Below are 18,008 nucleotides of genomic sequence, written 5' to 3'. Positions count from 1 at the left end.
GGTAGTGATTGCCGTGAAGAACCCGTTCCCCCGTCGCCAGCCCCCGCCCGACTTCTCCAGGCTCTACGCTGTCGGCCAGGCCCTGGAGAAGCACAGGGAGCTCAAGCAGGCCGCCTGGGTGTACGAGCAGGCGGCCCGGCTCGACCCGGACGGACTGCCCGTCGACCTGAAGCTGATCGCCTCGGAACCCCAACGCTTCATGTACCGGCGGCAGATGGCCCGCTTCCTGACCGAACACCTCGACACGCTCAGGAGCAGGGTCGGGGACGGGCCCGTCGAGGAGAACACGGACCCGAAGATCTTCGTCTACTGGGCGCAGGGATTCGACGACGCGCCGCCGATCGTCAAGGCCTGCCGCAAACAGCTGGAGGCCCTGCACATCGGGGAAGTGATCGAACTCGACAGGGAGTCACTGCACCGGTGGGTGGACATCCCCGCCGACGTACGGCTGCACGCGGAGCCCGACCGCACCCACTACTCGGACCTGGTGCGCTTCGCCCTGCTGCGCCGCTACGGAGGGGTGTGGTTCGACGCCACCTGCCTGGCGTCCGAATCGGTGTTCGGCAACTTCGACGCCCTGGTCACGTCGGGCTTCTTCGCGTTCCGTTACCACGACGCGCTGATCTCCAACTGGTTCCTCGCGGCACGGCCCGGCAACTACATCACCGAGATGATGTACCAGGCCCAGTGCGCGTACTGGCGCCACCGGAACATCGACGTGCACTACTTCTTCCCGCACCACATGTTCGAGTCTCTGTACTACCTGGACCCGCAATTCGCCGCCGTCTGGGACGCCACCCCCGACCTGAGCTCCCACCCGCCGCACGAGCTGCAGAAGGCGATGCAGGAGCCGTACGACGACGCCCGCTTCGGGCAGCTGGTCTCGAAGTCCTTCGTCCACAAACTGACGTACAAGCGCGACGCGAAGCCGGGCAGCATCCTGGAGCGCATCGCGAGCGCGGCGGCCTGACCAGGGCCCGGCGGGGCGCTCCGGACACGGCGAAGGGGTGTCCGGTCGGCCGAGCCGCCGGACACCCCTTGCACCACACGGTCGTTACGCGGGAACGCTGGCCACGCCCGGCGCCAGGAACCGCTTGCCGGTGACGCGCTCGCTGACACCCTCACGGTCCAGGTACGGCGTGATGCCGCCCAGGTGGAAGGGCCAGCCGGCGCCCGTGATCAGGCACAGGTCGATGTCCTGCGCCTCGGCGACGACACCCTCGTCGAGCATCAGGCCGATCTCCTGCGCCACGGCGTCGAGCACGCGGTCGCGGGTCTGCTCCTCGGTCAGGACGGTGTCGCCCTGCTTGAGGAGCGCGGCGACCTCGGGGTCCAGCTCCGGCTTGCCGGAGTCGTAGACGTAAAAGCCGCGCTTGCCGGCCTTGACGACCGCCGCGAGGTTCGGCGAGACCGTGAAGCGCTCCGGGAAGGCGCGGTTCAGGGTCTCGGACACGTGCAGACCGATGGCCGGACCGACGAGCTCGAGCAGCACCAGCGGCGACATCGGCAGGCCGAGCGGCTCGACGGCCTTCTCGGCCACCGCGACCGGGGTGCCCTCGTCGATGACGTTCTGGATCTCGCCCATGAAGCGGGTGAGGATGCGGTTCACGACGAACGCCGGGGCGTCCTTCACCAGGACCGCGGTCTTCTTCAGCTTCTTGGCGACACCGAACGCCGTGGCCAGCGAGGCGTCGTCCGTCTGCTCGCCGCGCACGATCTCCAGGAGCGGCAGGATCGCGACGGGGTTGAAGAAGTGGAAACCGACGACCCGCTCGGGGTGCTTCAGCTTCGACGCCATCTCGGAGACCGAGAGCGAGGAGGTGTTGGTGGCGAGGATGGCGTGCGCCGGAGCGACGGCTTCCACCTCCGCGAACACCTGCTGCTTGACGCCGATCTCCTCGAAGACGGCCTCGATGATGAAGTCGGCGTCGGAGAAGCCCTCGGCCTTGTCGAGCACGCCGGAGACGAGCCCCTTCAGGCGGTTGGCCTTGTCCTGGTTGACGCGGCCCTTGAGGAGAAGCTTGTCGATCTCCTCATGGACGTAACCAACGCCCTTGTCGACGCGCGCCTGGTCGATGTCGGTCAGGACGACCGGCACCTCAAGACGGCGCAGGAAGAGCAGCGCGAGCTGCGAGGCCATCAGACCGGCACCGACGACGCCGACCTTGGTGACCGGGCGCGCCAGGTTCTTGTCCGGGGCACCCGCAGGGCGCTTGGCGCGCTTCTGGACGAGGTTGAACGCGTAGATGCCGCTGCGCAGTTCGCCGCCCATGATGAGGTCGGCGAGCGCGACATCCTCCGCGTCGAAGCCCTTCTGCAGGTCGCCGTCCTTGGCGGCCGCGATGATCTCCAGGGCGCGGTAGGCGGCCGGGGCGGCGCCGTGCACCTTGGAGTCCGCGATGCCACGGCCACGCGCCACAGCGGCGTCCCAGCCCTCGCCACGGTCGATCTCGGGACGGACGACCTCGACCGAACCGTTGAGGACGGAGGCCGTCCAGATCAGCGACTGCTCCAGGAAGTCAGCGCCCTCGAAGAGCGCGTCGGCGATGCCGAGTTCGAAGACCTGCTTGCCCTTGAGCTGACGGTTCTGGTTGAGCGAGTTCTCGATGATGACCGAGACCGCGCGGTCCGCACCGATGAGGTTCGGAAGCAGCGCGCAGCCGCCCCAGCCCGGTACGAGACCGAGGAAGACCTCGGGCAGCGAGAAGGCGGGCAGCGCCTTGGAGACGGTGCGGTACGAGCAGTGCAGACCGACCTCGACGCCGCCGCCCATCGCGGCACCGTTGTAGTACGCGAAGGAGGGAACAGCGAGCCCGGAGAGCCGCTTGAAGACCTCGTGCCCACCCTTGCCGATGGCGAGCGCGTCTTCATGCCGCTTGAGGATCTCGACGCCCTTGAGGTCGGCGCCGACGGCGAAGATGAACGGCTTGCCGGTGACGCCGACACCGACGATCGTGCCCTCGGCCGCCTCCTTCTCGACCTGGTCGATGGCGGCGTTCAGGTTCGCGAGCGAGCCAGGACCGAAGGTGGTCGGCTTGGTGTGGTCGAAGCCGTTGTCGAGCGTGATGAGCGCGAAGCGCCCGGCGCCCGCGGGCAGGTCGAGGTGGCGCACGTGCGCCTGCGTGACGACCTCGTCGGGGAACAGCTCGGCCGCACCCTTCAGAAGCTCGGTGGTGGAGCTGGTGGAGCTGCTCACTTGTCGCCTCCGGCGTCCTTGTGGTTCGGGTTCTCCCAGATGACGGTGGCGCCCATGCCGAAGCCGACGCACATCGTGGTCAGGCCGTAGCGGACGTCCGGCTGCTCCTCGAACTGCCGCGCCAGCTGCGTCATCAGACGCACGCCGGAGGAGGCGAGGGGGTGGCCGTACGCGATGGCGCCGCCGTACTGGTTCACGCGCGTGTCGTCGTCCGCGATGCCGTAGTGCTCCAGGAAGGCGAGCACCTGCACGGCGAAGGCCTCATTGATCTCGAAGAGGCCGATGTCGGAGATGGAGAGCCCGGCCTGGGCGAGAGCCTTCTCCGTGGCGGGGATCGGTCCGTATCCCATGACCTCGGGCTCCACACCGGTGAAGGCGTACGAGACGAGCCGCATCTTGACCGGCAGGTCGTGCTCGCGGGCGAAGTCCTCGGAGGCGATGATCGACGCCGTGGCGCCGTCGTTGAGGCCCGCGGCGTTGCCGGCGGTGACGCGGCCGTGCGTACGGAACGGCGTCTTGAGACCGGCGAGGCTCTCGAGCGTCGTCCCCGGCCGCATCGGCTCATCGGCGGTGGCGAGACCCCAGCCGGTCTCGCCGGCTTCCTCGTTGGTCCGCCGTACGGAGACGGGCACGAGGTCCTGCTGGATCTTGCCGTTGGCGTACGCCTTGGCGGCCTTCTCCTGCGAACGCACGGCGTACGCATCGGCACGCTGCTTGGTGATCGTGGGATACCGGTCATGAAGGTTCTCGGCGGTCATACCCATGAAGAGGGCGGACTCGTCGACGAGCTTCTCGCTCACGAACCGCGGGTTCGGGTCGACGCCCTCGCCCATGGGGTGGCGGCCCATGTGCTCGACGCCACCGGCGATGACGGCGTCGTACGCGCCGAACGCGATGGAACCGGCGGTGGCCGTGACGGCGGTGAGCGCGCCCGCACACATGCGGTCGATGGAGTATCCGGGCACGGACTGCGGAAGCCCGGCCAAGATCCCCGCCGTGCGGCCCAGCGTCAGACCCTGGTCGCCGATCTGCGTGGTCGCGGCGATGGCGACCTCGTCGATCTTGGCGGGGTCGAGGGCCGGGTTGCGGCGAAGGAGCTCCCGGATGGCCTTCACGATGAGGTCATCCGCACGGGTCTCGTGGTAGATGCCCTTCGGGCCCGCCTTGCCGAACGGGGTGCGGACGCCATCAACGAAGACGACGTCCCTGACGGTACGAGGCACGATGGCTCTCCTCCAGGGTGCGGGTGCGCCTGTCGGCGCGCTTCCGGTCCCCATGCTACTTGCCGGTAACTAGACTGCCCAGTCCCGGCTCGGGGAGGCGAAGGTCACACTTGGGGTCGGCTTTGCGGGGCCGGTGGCGTTGCTGCGTGCCGGGGCCATCCGGTGTCCCGAGGTTGGTGGTTCCGGTCCGGGAGTCAAGGGCGCTCCTCCGGCGCGTCGGCTACGCCGATTCCGCTGCGCTCCACCCTTGACACCCGCCCCTCCACCACGCGAGGGAAGACGACCGGACGGCCCAGGAGCGGGACTCTCGACCACTGCCGTCATTTTTTTGGGTTTGGGTGCCGGGTGCGGACTGGTTCGTCGGGGGTCACCCGGCAGTGGGCGGGGTGCGCGGCCGGTTCGGGAAGAGGGCCCGGTCTCGTCAAGCGTCTGCCGACCGGATGTGCGCGGAGTGGCCGAGGTGGGGAGACGTGCGCGGGCTTGAGATTGGCGGGACTTTTCTGCACTCCGTGTGATCGTGCGGTGGTGCGGTGGTGCGGTGGTGGGTGGGGGGAGGCGCACCTACTTGGCAAAGTTGTGTTCTGGCAGTTGGGGGGCGTGCGCGTTGGCTGATGCGCCTTCTCGGAAATAGGTGCCGGACCCTCACGTCCCTCGCGTGGTGGAGGAGCGCCCTGGATGGCCCCGGCACCCAGCAACGCCACCGGCCCCGCGAAGCCCCCGCCAACTACCCCGCAGCCAGCGCCGTCACCAAGGCCGGAGTGACCTGGGTGATCTGCCAGCGCCGTGCCCCGTGCGAGGCCAGCGCCGCTGCCACGGAATCCGCGTCCACCTGTGCCGGCGGCTCCCAGCAGACCCTTCGTACCGTGTCCGGAGTGATCAGGTTCTCCTGAGGCATGTTCAGTTCCTCGGCCAGCGCCGAGACAGCCGCTCGTGCCGCGGAGAGCCGCGCCGCCGCGGCCGGGTCGCGGTCCGCCCAGGAGCGGGGCGGCGGCGGCCCGGAGACCGTCTGCCCCGGCTGCGGGAGCTCGGAGTCGGGCAGGGCCCTGGCCCGGTCCACCGCGGCCTGCCACTGTTCGAGCTGGCGCCGCCCCATGCGGTGCCCGAAGCCGGTGAGACCGGCGAGCGCGTGCACGTTGGGCGGCAGACCCAGCGCCGCCTCCACGATCGCGCCGTCACTGAGCACCTTGCCGGGCGACACGTCACGCCGTTGCGCGACGCGATCACGCGCGGTCCACAGTTCCCGTACGACCGCCATCTGACGGCGGCGCCGCACCTTGTGCATGCCCGACGTACGCCGCCAGGGGTCCACCCGCGGCGGCGCGGGCGGCGCGGAGGAGATCGCGTCGAACTCCTCGCGGGCCCACTCCAGCTTGCCCTGCCGGTCGAGCTCCTTCTCCAGCGCGTCCCGCAGGTCCACGAGCAGCTCGACGTCCAGCGCCGCGTACCGCAGCCAGGGGTCGGGCAGCGGCCGCGTCGACCAGTCGACCGCCGAGTGGCCCTTCTCCAGGACGAAGCCGAGCACGCCCTCGACCATCGCGCCGAGGCCGACCCGGGGGAAACCCGCGAGGCGCCCCGCGAGCTCCGTGTCGAAGATGCTGGTGGGGATCATGCCTATTTCCCGCAGGCAGGGCAGGTCCTGCGTGGCCGCGTGGAGGACCCACTCGGCTCCGGAGATCGCCTCGCCGAGCCCTGACAGGTCGGGGCAGGCGACGGGGTCGATCAGGGTGCTGCCCGCGCCTTCACGGCGCAGCTGCACGAGGTAGGCACGCTGGCCGTACCGATAGCCGGACGCGCGTTCGGCGTCCACGGCCACGGGGCCACTGCCTGCCGCGAAAGCGGCGATCACCTCTGCGAGGGCGGTCTCGTCGGCGACCACCGGGGGGATGCCATCACGCGGCTCGTCCAGGGGGATCGGCGCCGTTTCGACGTCGTCCGGAGGGCCGCCTCCGGTGGTTCGCAGTGAACTGTCTGCTGCGGTCTCTTGGGCGTCGGTCACCTGTCAAGGGTATCTGTGTATGCACAGCGCCCGTCGACGGAACGTTCCGTCGACGGGCGCGCGAGGGGTGTAAATGAGTCAGTGGATGATTCCGGTGCGCAGGGCCACCGCCACCATCCCGGCGCGGTCACCCGTGCCGAGCTTGCGTGCGATGCGGGCGAGGTGGCTCTTCACGGTCAGGGCGGAGAGCCCCATCGAGACACCGATGGCCTTGTTCGACTGACCCTCCGCGACGAGGCGGAGAACCTCCACCTCACGGCCGGACAGCTCGCGGTAGCCACCGGGGTGGCTGGGAGCGCCCGGCGGGCGGCGGTGCATTCGGGCGGCGGCCGAGCCGATGGGCGCGGCGCCGGGGCGGGTGGGGAGACCGACGTTGTTGCGGGTGCCGGTGACGACGTAGCCCTTGACGCCGCCCGCGAGGGCGTTGCGTACGGCGCCGATGTCATCGGCGGCGGAGAGGGCGAGGCCGTTCGGCCAGCCCGCCGCGCGGGTTTCTGAGAGGAGCGTCAGGCCGGAGCCGTCAGGGAGGTGGACATCTGCGACGCAGATGTCACGAGGGTTGCCGATGCGGGGACGAGCCTCCGCGATCGACGAGGCCTCGATCACGTCGCGAACACCGAGGGCCCACAGGTGGCGGGTGACGGTGGAGCGGACGCGCGGGTCGGCCACGACGACCATGGCGGTCGGCTTGTTCGGGCGGTAGGCGACCAGGCTTGCGGGCTGCTCGAGGAGAACGGACACCAGGCCTCCTGGGGTGCGGGACTGAACCGGCTCGGGGAAGAAGCCGGGACGAACCGTGCTGTCAAGGTCACCAACCTCTTCGGCACCAAACCCGTCCGCCTTTAGAGAATGATCACGATTTGGTGAGTAACAATTCGGGCGATTCGGACATGCGATCGATCATCCGAAGATCAACCCGAATCGCAGTCGTTCAGAATCGTTCGCACTCACGGCGTCTGCGGTCCCCGCCGCTGGGGCAGCGACACCACCGAGCCGTCGCCACCGTGCGCCTGGTTCGCCGGCGGCAGCCCCGCCACCTGGCAGAGCAGATCGCACCACGCCGCGAGATGCGCGGCCGTGTCCGGCGTCCCGCCCGTCCCCTCGCGCGGCGTCCACGACGCTCGGATCTCGATCTGCGACGCGGGCGGCCGCTCGGCGAGCCCGCCGAAGTAGTGCGAGCCGGCGCGCGTGACGGTGCCGCTCGGCTCCCCGCACGCCAGACCGCGCGCCTGCAGCGCGCCCGTCAGCCAGGACCAGCAGACCTCCGGCAGCAGCGGGTCCGCGGCCATCTCCGGCTCCAGCTCCGCCCGTACGAGCGTGACGAGGCGGAAGGTGCCCTGCCAGGCGTCGTGCCCCGCCGGGTCGTGCAGCAGCACCAGACGCCCGTCGGCGAGGTCCTCGTCGCCTTCGACCACCGCGGCCTCCAGGGCGTACGCATGCGGGGCCAGACGCTGCGGTGGCCGCGTCGGGTCGATCTCGATCTCGGGCCGAAGCCGTGCCCCGCGCAGCGCCTCGACCGCCGCGCGAAAGGGCAACGGAGTCGAATCCGCCACCTTCCCCTCCGTACTTTCCATCTCGCCAGCGCCGTCCGACCGTTGTCCCTGAGCCGCAGCCATGCGGGGAAGATTAAGGGGAACGGCGGCTTCGCGCAGGGAGAGACACCCGTGCGGGGGGCCCCGGTCAAGGCAGCGTGCCCCTGCGAACCGGGGGCGTGGCGGCGTCGGGTGGGGGTCGGGCCGGGGTCGGGCGGGGGCCGAGCGGGGGCCGGGCGTACGCGTGCGAGACTTTCCGCGTGAGTGCCAACAGCAGCAGCCCCGCGGGCCAGCAGAACGCAGCGACGGACGCCGTCAAGGATTCAGCCTTCATGAAGGCCTGCAGGCGTGAGCCCGTGCCGCACACGCCGGTCTGGTTCATGCGGCAGGCGGGGCGCTCACTTCCCGAGTACCGCAAGGTGCGCGAGGGCACGGCCATGCTGGAGTCCTGCATGATGCCGGAGCTGGTCACGGAGATCACGCTGCAGCCGGTGCGCCGCCACAAGGTCGACGCCGCGATCTACTTCAGCGACATCGTCGTCCCCCTCAAGGCCATCGGCATCGACCTCGACATCAAGCCGGGTATCGGCCCGGTCGTCGCCAACCCCATCCGCTCGCGCGCCGACCTCGCCCAGCTGCGGGATCTGACGCCGGACGACGTGCGTTACGTGACCGAGGCCATCGGCATGCTGACGGCCGAGCTGGGGTCCACCCCCCTCATCGGATTCGCCGGCGCACCTTTCACCCTCGCGAGTTACCTGGTCGAGGGCGGTCCGAGCCGTAACCACGAGCACACCAAGGCGCTCATGTACGGCGACCCGCAGCTGTGGGCGGACCTGCTCGACCGGCTCGCGGAGATCACCGGCGCCTTCCTCAAGGTGCAGATCGAGGCGGGCGCGAGCGCCGTGCAGCTCTTCGACTCGTGGGTGGGCGCGCTGGCCCCCGCCGACTACCGGCGCTCCGTGATGCCCGCGTCGCAGAAGGTCTTCGACGCCGTGGCGTCGTACGGCGTGCCCCGCATCCACTTCGGTGTCGGTACAGGCGAACTGCTCGATCTGATGGGCGAGGCGGGCGCCGACGTGATGGGCGTCGACTGGCGCGTCCCGATGGACGAGGCGGTCCGCAGGGTCGGTCCCGGCAAGGCGCTGCAGGGGAACCTCGACCCGGCGGTCCTCTTCTCCACGCGTGAGGCGATCGAGGCCAAGACGGACGAGGTTCTCGACGCCGCGTCCGGCCTCGAGGGGCACATCTTCAACCTCGGCCACGGCGTCCTGCCGTCCACGGACCCCGACGCCCTGACGCGCCTCGTGGAGCATGTCCACACGCGGACCGCACGCTGACCGAGTCGTTTCGTGGTCGGTTCGTAGTTGGCCGAAAATCTCGCCTGAATGTGATGGGTGAGTCCGGCTCGAGAGCGGCCCGGGCCCACCCGGCGGTCCACCCAGGGGCCTACCCCGGGGCCCGGACCGCCGCGACCGCCTTGCGTGCCGCCACCAGGACCGGGTCCCACACCGGCGAGAACGGCGGTGCGTAGCCGAGGTCGAGCGCGGTCATCTGGTCCACCGTCATGCGGGCCGTCAGCGCCACGGCCGCGACGTCGACCCGCTTGCCCGCGCCCTCCCGGCCCACGATCTGAACACCGAGCAGCCGTCCCGTGAGGCGCTCGGCGAGCATCTTCACGGTCATCACGGCGGCCCCGGGGTAGTAGCCCGCGCGGCTCGTCGACTCGATGGTCACCGAGACGAACTGCAGTCCCGCCGCCCGCGCCTCCTTCTCGCGCAGGCCCGTGCGGGCGATCTCCAGGTCGCAGACCTTGCTGACGGCCGTGCCGACGACCCCGGGGAAGGTCGCGTAACTCCCGCCCACGTTCGAGCCGATGACCTGCCCGTGCTTGTTGGCGTGCGTGCCGAGCGCGATGTGGCGTTCGCGGCCCGAGACCAGGTCGAGGACCTCGACGCAGTCGCCGCCCGCCCAGATGTTGTCGTGGCCGCGCACCCGCATCGCGAGATCCGTGAGCAGCCCGCCGTACTCACCGAGGGGGAGACCCGCCGCGCGGGCGAGCTCCGTCTCGGGGCGCACGCCGATGCCGAGCACCACCACGTCCGCCGGATACTCCGCGTCCTCGGTGGCCACCGCCCTGACCCGGCCGTCGTCATCGGTGAGGATCTTGGTGACCTCGGCGCCGTTCACCATCTCGATGCCCATGCCGGACATCGCGTCGTGGACGAGGCGGCCCATGTCGGGGTCGAGCGTCGACATCGGCTCCGTGCCGCGGTTGACGACCGTCACCTCGTAGCGACGCTGGATCAGGGCCTCGGCCATCTCGACGCCGATGTAACCGGCGCCGATGACGACCGCCCTGCGGCCCTCGGTGTCCGCCAGCGTGTCCAGGAGCGCCTGGCCGTCGTCCAGGGTCTGCACACCGTGCACGCCGGGGGCGTCGATGCCGGGCAGGGAGGGACGGACCGGGCGGGCACCGGTACCGATCACGAGCTTGTCGTACGTCGTCCAGGCCTCCGCGCCGGATTCGAGGTCCCGGGTGCGGACCCGGCCGCCCTCGACGTCGATCTCCATGACCTCCGTACGCATCCGCAGGTCGATGTCGCGCTCCCGGTGCGCCTCGGGCGTACGCGCGATCAGCTCGTCGCGGGAGAGGACGGCGCCGCCGACCCAGTAAGGGATGCCGCAGGCCGAGTACGAGGTGAAGTGGCCGCGCTCGAACGCGACGATCTCCAGCTCGTCCGGGCCCTTGAGCCTGCGTGCCTGCGACGCGGCGGACATGCCCGCCGCGTCGCCCCCGATGATCACCAGTCGCTCTCTCGCGCTACTCATACGGACACGCTACGACGAAGCGGCAGTTGGCGGCCCCCTAGTCGTCGCCGCCCTCGCGCGCCGCCGTCACGGCGGGCCGCCGCGACAGCCGGGGCCGCACCAGACGCTGCCACAGCAGGAACAGCAGCGCCGCCACCGCCGCGAACGGCAGGACCGCGCCGAGGGCGACCGCGAGCCACCGCAGCATCGTCACGAAGGCGCTCCAGCCGCCGGACAACGCGTCCATGAACGTCGGGTCGTCGTCCTGCGCGTCCGCCTTCTTCACGGCCGTCTCGCTGAGCGAGAGCGTAATGGTGGACATGCTCGTACGGTCCTTGAGCGAGGACTGTTGTGCCAGCAGCGCCTCCAGTTCGGACTGCCGACTGCTCAACTCCCCTTCCAGGGTGACGACATCGCTCAGCTTCGTCGCCTTGTCCATCAGCTCCCGCACCCGCGCCACGCTCGCCCGCTGCGACTTGACGCGGCTCTCCACGTCGACGACCTGCTCGGTGACGTCCTGCGCCTTGGCCTTGCGCTCGATCAGCTTGCCCGTGCCCTCCAGGGCCTCGAGCACCTCCTCGTACCGGTCCTGCGGGACGCGCAGCACGATGCGGGAGCGTTCGTCGCCGCTGCCGTCGCGGTCCGTCGTCTCGTCGCCGACGACGCCGCCCGCGTCGGTGGCCGCCGCGCGCGCCTCGTCCAGGGCCTTCGGTACGTCCTTGACGCGGACGGTCAGGGTGGCGGTGCGGATGATGTGCGTGCCGGTGATCTTGGGCGGCTTCTTCTGGCCGGACTTGTCCGCCTGGCTGCCACCGCCCACCCCCTTGTCGTCCTGGCCGCCGGAGTACTGCGCTTCCTCCTTGGCGCCGCCCGCCGCCTTGGCGCCGTCACCGCCGCCGTCGTTGCTGTCGCCCGCGCTGCACCCGGTGAGGGCGAGGGCGACCGCGAGCAGGACGGCGGAGAGAACCTGGACCGTGCGGTGCCTTGACGTGGTTTCGCTGGACGCGTGCATCGCGGCGTACCCCCCGAGGGTCGTGGTGACTGATGCTCCTTTGACGCCGGAGAGAGGCGAAACGATGGTTGCTGACCGGTCCCGATGGGGTCACGGTCGGGACTCGCGCGACTCACGGAGCGCGACTCGTAGAGTGGAGGCATGCGCGAAACGGACACACGTACGGGTCATGTCGTAGTCATCGGTGGCGGGATCGCCGGACTGGCCGCCGCCCACCGATTGCTCGGCACCGGCGCCCGCGTGACCGTCCTCGAAGCCTCCGGCCGCCTCGGCGGCAAGCTGCTCCCCGGCGAGATCGAGGGCGTACGCGTCGACCTCGGCGCCGAGTCGATGCTGGCCCGCCGCCCGGAGGCCGTCGCCCTGGCCCGCGAGGTGGGCCTCGCCGACCGGCTGCAGCCACCCGCGACCGCGACCGCGGCGATCTGGACCCGCGGGGCCCTGCGGCCGATGCCCAAGGGCCACGTCATGGGCGTACCGGGCGACGCGTCGGCCCTGGCCGGAGTGCTGTCCGACGAAGGTCTTCGGCGCATCGAGCAGGACCGTGAACTGCCGCCCACCGAGGTCGGCGACGACGTCGCGGTCGGCGAGTACGTGGCCGCGCGCCTGGGCCGCGAGGTCGTCGACCGCCTCGTGGAGCCGCTGCTCGGCGGGGTCTACGCGGGCGACGCCTACCGCATCTCGATGCGCTCGGCCGTCCCGCAGCTCTTCGAGGCCGCCCGCACGCACGCCTCCCTCACGGAGGGCGTCCGTGACATCCAGGCCAGGGCCGCGCGGAACCAGCAGACCGGGCCCGTCTTCATGGGCATCGAGGGCGGCGTCGGCCAACTCCCGCTCGCGGTAGCCGAGTCGGTGCGTGCGCAGGGCGGGCAGATCCGCACCGGGACGCCGGTCACCGAGCTGCGGCGCGCCCCGGACGGCTGGCAGGTGAGCACCCCGGAGCAGACCATCGACGCCGATGCCGTGGTCGTCGCCGCCCCCGCCTACGCCGCCGCCGCGCTCCTCGGCGTCGAGGCCCCCGCAGCCGCCGCCGAGCTCGCGGGCGTCGAGTACGCCTCCATGGCCCTGATGACCCTCGCCTACCGCCGCAGCGAGACCGACCTCCCCGAAGGCAGCGGTTTTCTCGTGCCGCCCGTCGACGGGCACACCATCAAGGCGTCCACCTTCGCGTCACGCAAATGGGGCTGGATCGCCGAGGAGGACCCCGACCTGCTGGTTCTGCGCACGTCGGTCGGGCGGTACGGCGAGAGCGAGATCCTGAAGCGCGACGACGCCGAGCTCATCGAGCTCTCCCGGCACGACCTGCGCGCGGCCACAGGCCTTGACGCCGCACCCGTCGCCACCCGCGTCACCCGCTGGCACGACGGCCTGCCGCAGTACCCCGTCGGCCACCACGCGCGCGTGGCCCGCGTCCGCGAGCACGTGAGCAAGCTGCACGGCCTCGCCGTGTGCGGAGCGGCGTACGACGGAGTGGGTATCCCCGCGTGCATCGCGAGCGCCTACGCGGCCGTGGACCAGCTGGGCGGTGACCTGGCCGGTGTGCAGGAGCTCACCGCCAACCCGGTGCAGAGTCTGCACGGCGGCGGAGGAGAATAGGGCCATGAGTGACGACGCCCCCGCCAAGAGCCCGAACGCGGGCAAGAAGGCCAAGGACCTCAACGAGGTCATCCGCTACACGCTGTGGTCCGTCTTCAAGCTGCGCGACCTGCTGCCCGAGGACCGCACCGGCTACGCCGACGAGGTCCAGGAGCTGTTCGACCAGCTTGCCGCCAAGGACATCACCGTCCGCGGCACGTACGACGTGTCGGGCCTGCGCGCCGACGCGGACGTCATGATCTGGTGGCACGCCGAGACCTCAGACGAGCTGCAGGAGGCCTACAACCTCTTCCGGCGCACCAAGCTGGGCCGCGCCCTGGAGCCGGTCTGGTCGAACATGGCGCTGCACCGCCCCGCCGAGTTCAACAAGTCGCACATCCCGGCCTTCCTGGCCGACGAGACGCCGCGCAACTACATCAGCGTCTACCCCTTCGTGCGCTCCTACGACTGGTACCTGCTGCCCGACGAGGACCGTCGCCGCATGCTCAAGGACCACGGCATGATGGCCCGCGGCTACCCCGACGTGCGCGCCAACACGGTCGCCTCGTTCTCCCTCGGGGACTACGAGTGGATGCTCGCCTTCGAGGCGGACGAGCTGTACCGCATCGTCGACCTCATGCGGCACCTGCGCGCCTCCGAGGCCCGCATGCACGTCCGCGAAGAGGTGCCGTTCTACACCGGCCGCCGCAAGTCCGTCGCCGAGCTCGTGGCGGGCCTCGCCTAGGCAATTCGGTGCGCTGTTAATTCGGTTGCCGCGCCCTGTCCGGTGCGGGTTTCATCGAGAGGTCGAAGCCGAGGACAGAAAGATGGTGCGTGTATGCCCAGGGCCCCGCGGATCAGCTCGAAGCCAGCCCATTCCGCGACGCACTGGAGTCCACCCCGTCATGTCCCGCAACACCTCTCGGCGGGCCCGCACTGAAGCGCGCGCCCAGTCCTTCCGCTGCCTGCAGTGCGGTCTCGACGTATCGATGACCGCCCCCGGCACCGGCCACCGCAACCACTGTCCCAACTGCCTGTGGAGCCGTCACCTCGACGACACCCCGGGCGACCGGGACGCCGACTGCGGTGCCCGGATGGAGCCCCTCGCCATCTCCGTACGAGGAGACGGCGAATGGGTCCTCGTCCATCGCTGTACGCACTGCGGCGTCCTGCACGCCAACCGCACGGCGGGCGACGACAACGCCCTGCCGCTGACCCGGCTCGCGGTGCGCCCGCTGGCCCAGCCGCCGTTCCCGCTGGAGCGGCTCGGCGCACTGTGACCGGCTAGCGCTCCTTGGGGAGAGCCGCGGCCCGCGCGCCGGACAGCGGCTTGGGCTCCTTGTGCGGTGCGCACTCCGCGCGCCGCACGGGGAGCCTGCCCTCGAGGAGGTACGCCTCCATGTGGCCGTTGACGCACTTGTTGGGGCCCGCGCCGATGCCGTGGGTGCCCGCGTCCCGCTCGGTCACCAGGACCGAACCGTCCAATCGGCGGTTCAGCTCCTGGGCGCCCGCGTACGGGGTCGCGGCGTCCCGCTCGGCGGCCAGGATCAGCGTCGGGGCGAGCTCACCACCCTCGGTGCGGACGTCCACGGGCTGCTGCCGGGCCTCGGGCCAGTAGGCGCACGGCAGGTTCATCCAGGCGTTGTCCCAGGTCTCGAAGGGCGCGACGCGTGCGAGAAGTGAGTTGTCGCGGTTCCAGGTCTTGAAATCCGTCGGCCAGGGCGCGTCGTTGCACTCGACCGCGGTGTAGACGGCGTTGCCGTTCTCCTGCTCCTTGGCCGCCTTCGGCTCGGGCGCCGCCTGCTCGATCAGCGGCTTCGGGTTGCCCTTCACATACGCCGAGAGCGCGGACGCGCGCGCCGGCCAGTAGTCGTCGTAGTACCCGGCCTGGAGGTACGCCGACTGCAGCTGACCGGGGCCGACCTTGCCGCCCGCGGGCTTGGCCGCGAGCTCCTCGCGCACCTTCTCGTACCGGCGGAGGACCGCTTCGGGCGTCTTGCCCAGGTGGTACGTCTTGTCGTGCTTGGCCACCCAGGCGCGGAAGTCGCCCCAGCGCTGCTCGAAGGCCGCGGACTGGTCGAGGTTGTTGCGGTACCAGATCTGCTGCGGGTCGGGGTTGACCGCCGAGTCGAAGACCATGCGGCGCACGTGCGAGGGGAAGAGCGTGGCGTACACGGCGCCGAAGTACGTGCCGTACGAGGCGCCCATGAAGGTCAGCTGCTTCTCGCCGAGCGCCGCCCGAAGGACGTCCAGGTCGCGGGCGTTGTTCAGGCTCGTGTAGTGCCGCACGGCCTTCCCGGAGCGCTTCACGCAGCCCTCCGCGTACGCCTTCGCCTGCTTGACGCGCTCCAGCTTGTACGCGGTGTCGGGGTGGGTCGGCGACTGCGTCGGGGCCTTGGCGAACGCCTTGGGTTCCTGACAGGAGATCGGGGCCGAGCGGCCGACACCGCGCGGCGCGTAGCCCACGAGGTCGTACGCCGCCGCGATGCGCTTCCACTCGGGGAGCATGCCGACCATCGGGAAGTACATGCCGGACCCGCCGGGTCCGCCGGGGTTGAACACGAGAGCGCCCTGGCGCTTGACGGACTTGCCCCGCCGGGGTTCGGCCCGCTCCGTGGCCTTGGTGCGGCTGACGGTCAGTCTGATCTGCTTGCCGTCCGGGTGCGCGTAGTCGAGCGGCACCGAGACCGTGCCGCACTTGATCGAGGGGGGCAGGCTCTCGACCGCGGGGCAGGCGCCGAAGCGGATGCCGGCCGCCTGCGCGCGCTGGGCCGCGACCTGGGTGCCGTGCTCCGCCCAGGAGGGGTAGGCGGGGTGGCTGTCGGCCGCGGACGCGCTTCCCGCGGGGGCGGCGACGAGTGCGGTCAGGACCAAGGATCCGGCGGTTCCGTAGAGGGCGGCTGCTGCTCTCATCGCTCTTCATCCCTTCATTCGGCCGTGCGTTGCTCGAACAAAAGGGATGATTCGTTTGGTAATAGGTGAAGTAAAGCACCGCCCCGCCGGTGTCGGGCGTGTCGGGCTCAATGACCCCGATGCGCCGCGTCCCGGTGCGCGAAGGCCGCCCGCAGCTCCGGATCGGCGAGGGCGCGGGTGCCTCGTACGGCGACGGCGGTGAGGTCGGAGCCGCCGCGCGCCGGGAGTGCGCTCAGGAGGAGCTGGCCCGCGGGCGAGGCCCAGCGGGGGTAGGGGTGGATCTCGAAGCGGGCGACGGCGAGGCAGCTCGCGTTCAGGACGAGGGGCAGCGCGAACCAGAGCGCTACGGGCACCTGGCCCGAGGGGTCCTGACCGGGCATCAGGAGCGCGACGGCTCCGAGGGCGACCACGGCCACCGTGGCCGCCCGCACCTGCCGGACCGCTCCCGCGACCCCCGACCAGGCGCCGTCGGGCAGGGCGAGGCCGGCCGCGACGAGACGGTCGGCGAGGGCGCGCATCGCGTCGGTGCCGGCCGCGGCAGTGCGCACCGGCGCTATCGGGGACTGGCCGCCGGGTCCTATCGCGCCGAGCACGGACCTCTCCATGTCGTCGCCGCCCACCGGGTCGACGACCGTCGCCCAGCCGGTGTGCGCGAGCAGCAGGCGCCGGGCGCGGGCCATCGACACCAGGGTGAGGTCGGTGACGCGGGCGGGACCGCCGGAGAGGAACGCGGCTTCGTAGAGGGTCAGTTCGTGGCGGTACGCCGGGGTCGCGCGGTGCGGGGCGGCGCGATACGCGGTGAGGCAGAGCCGAGCACAGGACAGGCCCGTCGCGACCCAGGCCACGAGAAGGAGCGGAAGCCAGAACATGCCGGAGTTCTATGCGAGGGGGCGGGGGCGGCGCCATGGGTTATTCACCATGCGGACGCGGGGTCGCGGGAGGATAACGTTCCGCTCAGCCGCGGTCCTTGTCCTTGTCTCTGTCTTCGTCCACCTCGGGTTTGGGGCGGGATGCCGGTGGGGGCAGGGAGAAGGTGGGGGAGGGGGAGACCGGGGTCGCGGGGTCCGGTGACGGGGTCGGGCCCGGTGGGGCGGGGGAGCGGGTCACCGGGACGGGGCCTGCCGATGCCGCGTCGCGCGCCAGGTCGTCGAAGTCGACGAGGCCCGTGCCTTCGAGGACCGTGATGTGGTCGAGGACCGTCGTGTTCGCGTCGTCCGCGAGGGCGCGCACCAGGGAGTTACGGGTGGTCGCGCGGACCTCGGCGACCACCGAGAAGACCTTGCCGTGGGCGGCACGCAGGATGTTGGCGAACTTCTCGTCGTACGCGTCGCCGTGCGCGTCGCTCATCTCGTCGAGCCAGCGACGCTGCTGCGCGGTCGGCTGATTGGGCAGCTCCAGGTCGAGCCGCGTCGCCACCTCGCGTACGCGTGCGTCCAGGAACGTATGCCCCTCGACGAGATGTTCGCCCGCAGTCTTGACCGCCTTGGTGGTGCCGCGGGCCTCGGCCTGCTGCCCGGCGGGGAGCTCCCAGAGGCCCGCGAGCCGCACCTTGGTGATGAAGTCCCGGTCGAGCGCGGAGAGCGGACCGAACTCCGTCGACACGGTCTCCGCGTCGAGTCTGTCCACGCCGGTGCCCGACCTGTCCTCGTACGACCAGACGGGAAAGAGCAGCGCGGCCAGGGTCGCGACGAGTCCCGCGACGATGAGGCCGGTGCCGTTGATGGATCGCATGACGCCTCCAGTTGCACCGCCG

General features: G+C 70.8%; 15 protein-coding genes. 5 read left to right on the top strand and 10 right to left on the bottom strand.

Annotated features, from left to right (window positions below):
- Nucleotides 1-13: 13 nt before the first annotated feature.
- A complete protein-coding gene (locus ACIBCK_RS12620) occupies nucleotides 14-970 on the top strand; it encodes a capsular polysaccharide synthesis protein (protein WP_399389457.1) in 957 nt (318 codons plus the stop codon).
- Nucleotides 971-1,054: 84 nt separating this feature from the next.
- On the opposite strand, the gene ACIBCK_RS12615 is transcribed toward ACIBCK_RS12620, so the two are convergent.
- The 5 genes from ACIBCK_RS12615 to ACIBCK_RS12595 form a co-directional block, all read right to left on the bottom strand.
- Entirely contained in the window at nucleotides 1,055-3,196 is a 2,142-nt protein-coding gene (locus ACIBCK_RS12615) for a 3-hydroxyacyl-CoA dehydrogenase NAD-binding domain-containing protein (RefSeq protein ID WP_399389456.1), read from the bottom strand.
- Entirely contained in the window at nucleotides 3,193-4,419 is a 1,227-nt protein-coding gene (locus tag ACIBCK_RS12610; protein WP_399389455.1) for a thiolase family protein, read from the bottom strand. Before ACIBCK_RS12610 ends, ACIBCK_RS12615 begins: the two co-directional genes overlap by 4 nt.
- A 724-nt stretch (nucleotides 4,420-5,143) precedes the next feature.
- Complete coding sequence (locus ACIBCK_RS12605; RefSeq protein WP_399389454.1) at nucleotides 5,144-6,415, bottom strand: HRDC domain-containing protein; 1,272 nt, start codon at nucleotides 6,413-6,415, stop codon at nucleotides 5,144-5,146.
- 78 nt (nucleotides 6,416-6,493) lie between these two features.
- Nucleotides 6,494-7,156 carry a response regulator transcription factor gene (locus tag ACIBCK_RS12600; RefSeq protein WP_160507754.1) on the bottom strand — a complete coding sequence of 221 codons (663 nt, stop codon included), beginning with the start codon at nucleotides 7,154-7,156 and terminating at the stop codon, nucleotides 6,494-6,496.
- Nucleotides 7,157-7,362: 206 nt separating this feature from the next.
- Nucleotides 7,363-8,031, bottom strand: a complete 669-nt coding sequence (locus ACIBCK_RS12595) for a DUF3000 domain-containing protein (protein WP_399389453.1) — start codon at nucleotides 8,029-8,031, stop codon at nucleotides 7,363-7,365.
- Between the two features lie 176 nt (nucleotides 8,032-8,207).
- Here ACIBCK_RS12595 and hemE point away from each other — a divergent pair, with 176 nt between their 5' ends.
- Nucleotides 8,208-9,287, top strand: coding sequence for a uroporphyrinogen decarboxylase (gene hemE / locus ACIBCK_RS12590; protein ID WP_399389451.1), 1,080 nt, complete (start codon nucleotides 8,208-8,210; stop codon nucleotides 9,285-9,287).
- A gap of 109 nt (nucleotides 9,288-9,396) precedes the next feature.
- On the opposite strand, the gene ACIBCK_RS12585 is transcribed toward hemE, so the two are convergent.
- Entirely contained in the window at nucleotides 9,397-10,779 is a 1,383-nt protein-coding gene (locus tag ACIBCK_RS12585) for an FAD-dependent oxidoreductase (protein ID WP_399389449.1), read from the bottom strand.
- A gap of 37 nt (nucleotides 10,780-10,816) precedes the next feature.
- On the bottom strand, nucleotides 10,817-11,770 hold the full coding sequence (locus ACIBCK_RS12580) for a DUF4349 domain-containing protein (RefSeq protein WP_399389447.1): 954 nt from the start codon (nucleotides 11,768-11,770) through the stop codon (nucleotides 10,817-10,819).
- 141 nt (nucleotides 11,771-11,911) lie between these two features.
- On the opposite strand from ACIBCK_RS12580, the gene hemG reads away from it, so the two are divergent.
- The 3 genes from hemG (at nucleotide 11,912) to ACIBCK_RS12565 (ending at nucleotide 14,622) form a co-directional block, all read left to right on the top strand.
- The gene (gene hemG / locus ACIBCK_RS12575; protein WP_399389445.1) at nucleotides 11,912-13,363 is read left to right on the top strand and encodes a protoporphyrinogen oxidase; all 1,452 of its coding nucleotides are present in this window, start codon (nucleotides 11,912-11,914) and stop codon (nucleotides 13,361-13,363) included.
- A 4-nt stretch (nucleotides 13,364-13,367) separates the two neighbouring features.
- Entirely contained in the window at nucleotides 13,368-14,087 is a 720-nt protein-coding gene (gene hemQ, locus ACIBCK_RS12570; protein WP_399389443.1) for a hydrogen peroxide-dependent heme synthase, read from the top strand.
- A gap of 160 nt (nucleotides 14,088-14,247) precedes the next feature.
- Nucleotides 14,248-14,622: an RNHCP domain-containing protein gene (locus ACIBCK_RS12565; protein ID WP_399389442.1), complete on the top strand. Its 375-nt coding sequence runs from the start codon at nucleotides 14,248-14,250 to the stop codon at nucleotides 14,620-14,622.
- Nucleotides 14,623-14,626: 4 nt separating this feature from the next.
- On the opposite strand, the gene ACIBCK_RS12560 is transcribed toward ACIBCK_RS12565, so the two are convergent.
- The 3 genes from ACIBCK_RS12560 to ACIBCK_RS12550 all read right to left on the bottom strand — a co-directional run bounded on the left by ACIBCK_RS12560 (nucleotide 14,627) and on the right by ACIBCK_RS12550 (nucleotide 17,986).
- The gene (locus ACIBCK_RS12560) at nucleotides 14,627-16,255 is read right to left on the bottom strand and encodes an alpha/beta hydrolase (protein ID WP_399389440.1); all 1,629 of its coding nucleotides are present in this window, start codon (nucleotides 16,253-16,255) and stop codon (nucleotides 14,627-14,629) included.
- Nucleotides 16,256-16,362: 107 nt separating this feature from the next.
- A complete protein-coding gene (locus tag ACIBCK_RS12555) occupies nucleotides 16,363-17,124 on the bottom strand; it encodes a TIGR04222 domain-containing membrane protein (protein WP_399389438.1) in 762 nt (253 codons plus the stop codon).
- 85 nt (nucleotides 17,125-17,209) lie between these two features.
- Nucleotides 17,210-17,986: a DUF4142 domain-containing protein gene (locus tag ACIBCK_RS12550; RefSeq protein WP_399389436.1), complete on the bottom strand. Its 777-nt coding sequence runs from the start codon at nucleotides 17,984-17,986 to the stop codon at nucleotides 17,210-17,212.
- Nucleotides 17,987-18,008: the final 22 nt, after the last annotated feature.

The sequence above is a fragment of the Streptomyces sp. NPDC051218 genome, assembly GCF_044455475.1.
In the GTDB taxonomy this organism is placed as follows: Bacteria; Actinomycetota; Actinomycetes; order Streptomycetales; family Streptomycetaceae; genus Streptomyces.
The sequence above is the reverse complement of the archived record's forward strand: the minus strand, read 5'-3'. Positions and strand labels throughout refer to the sequence as shown.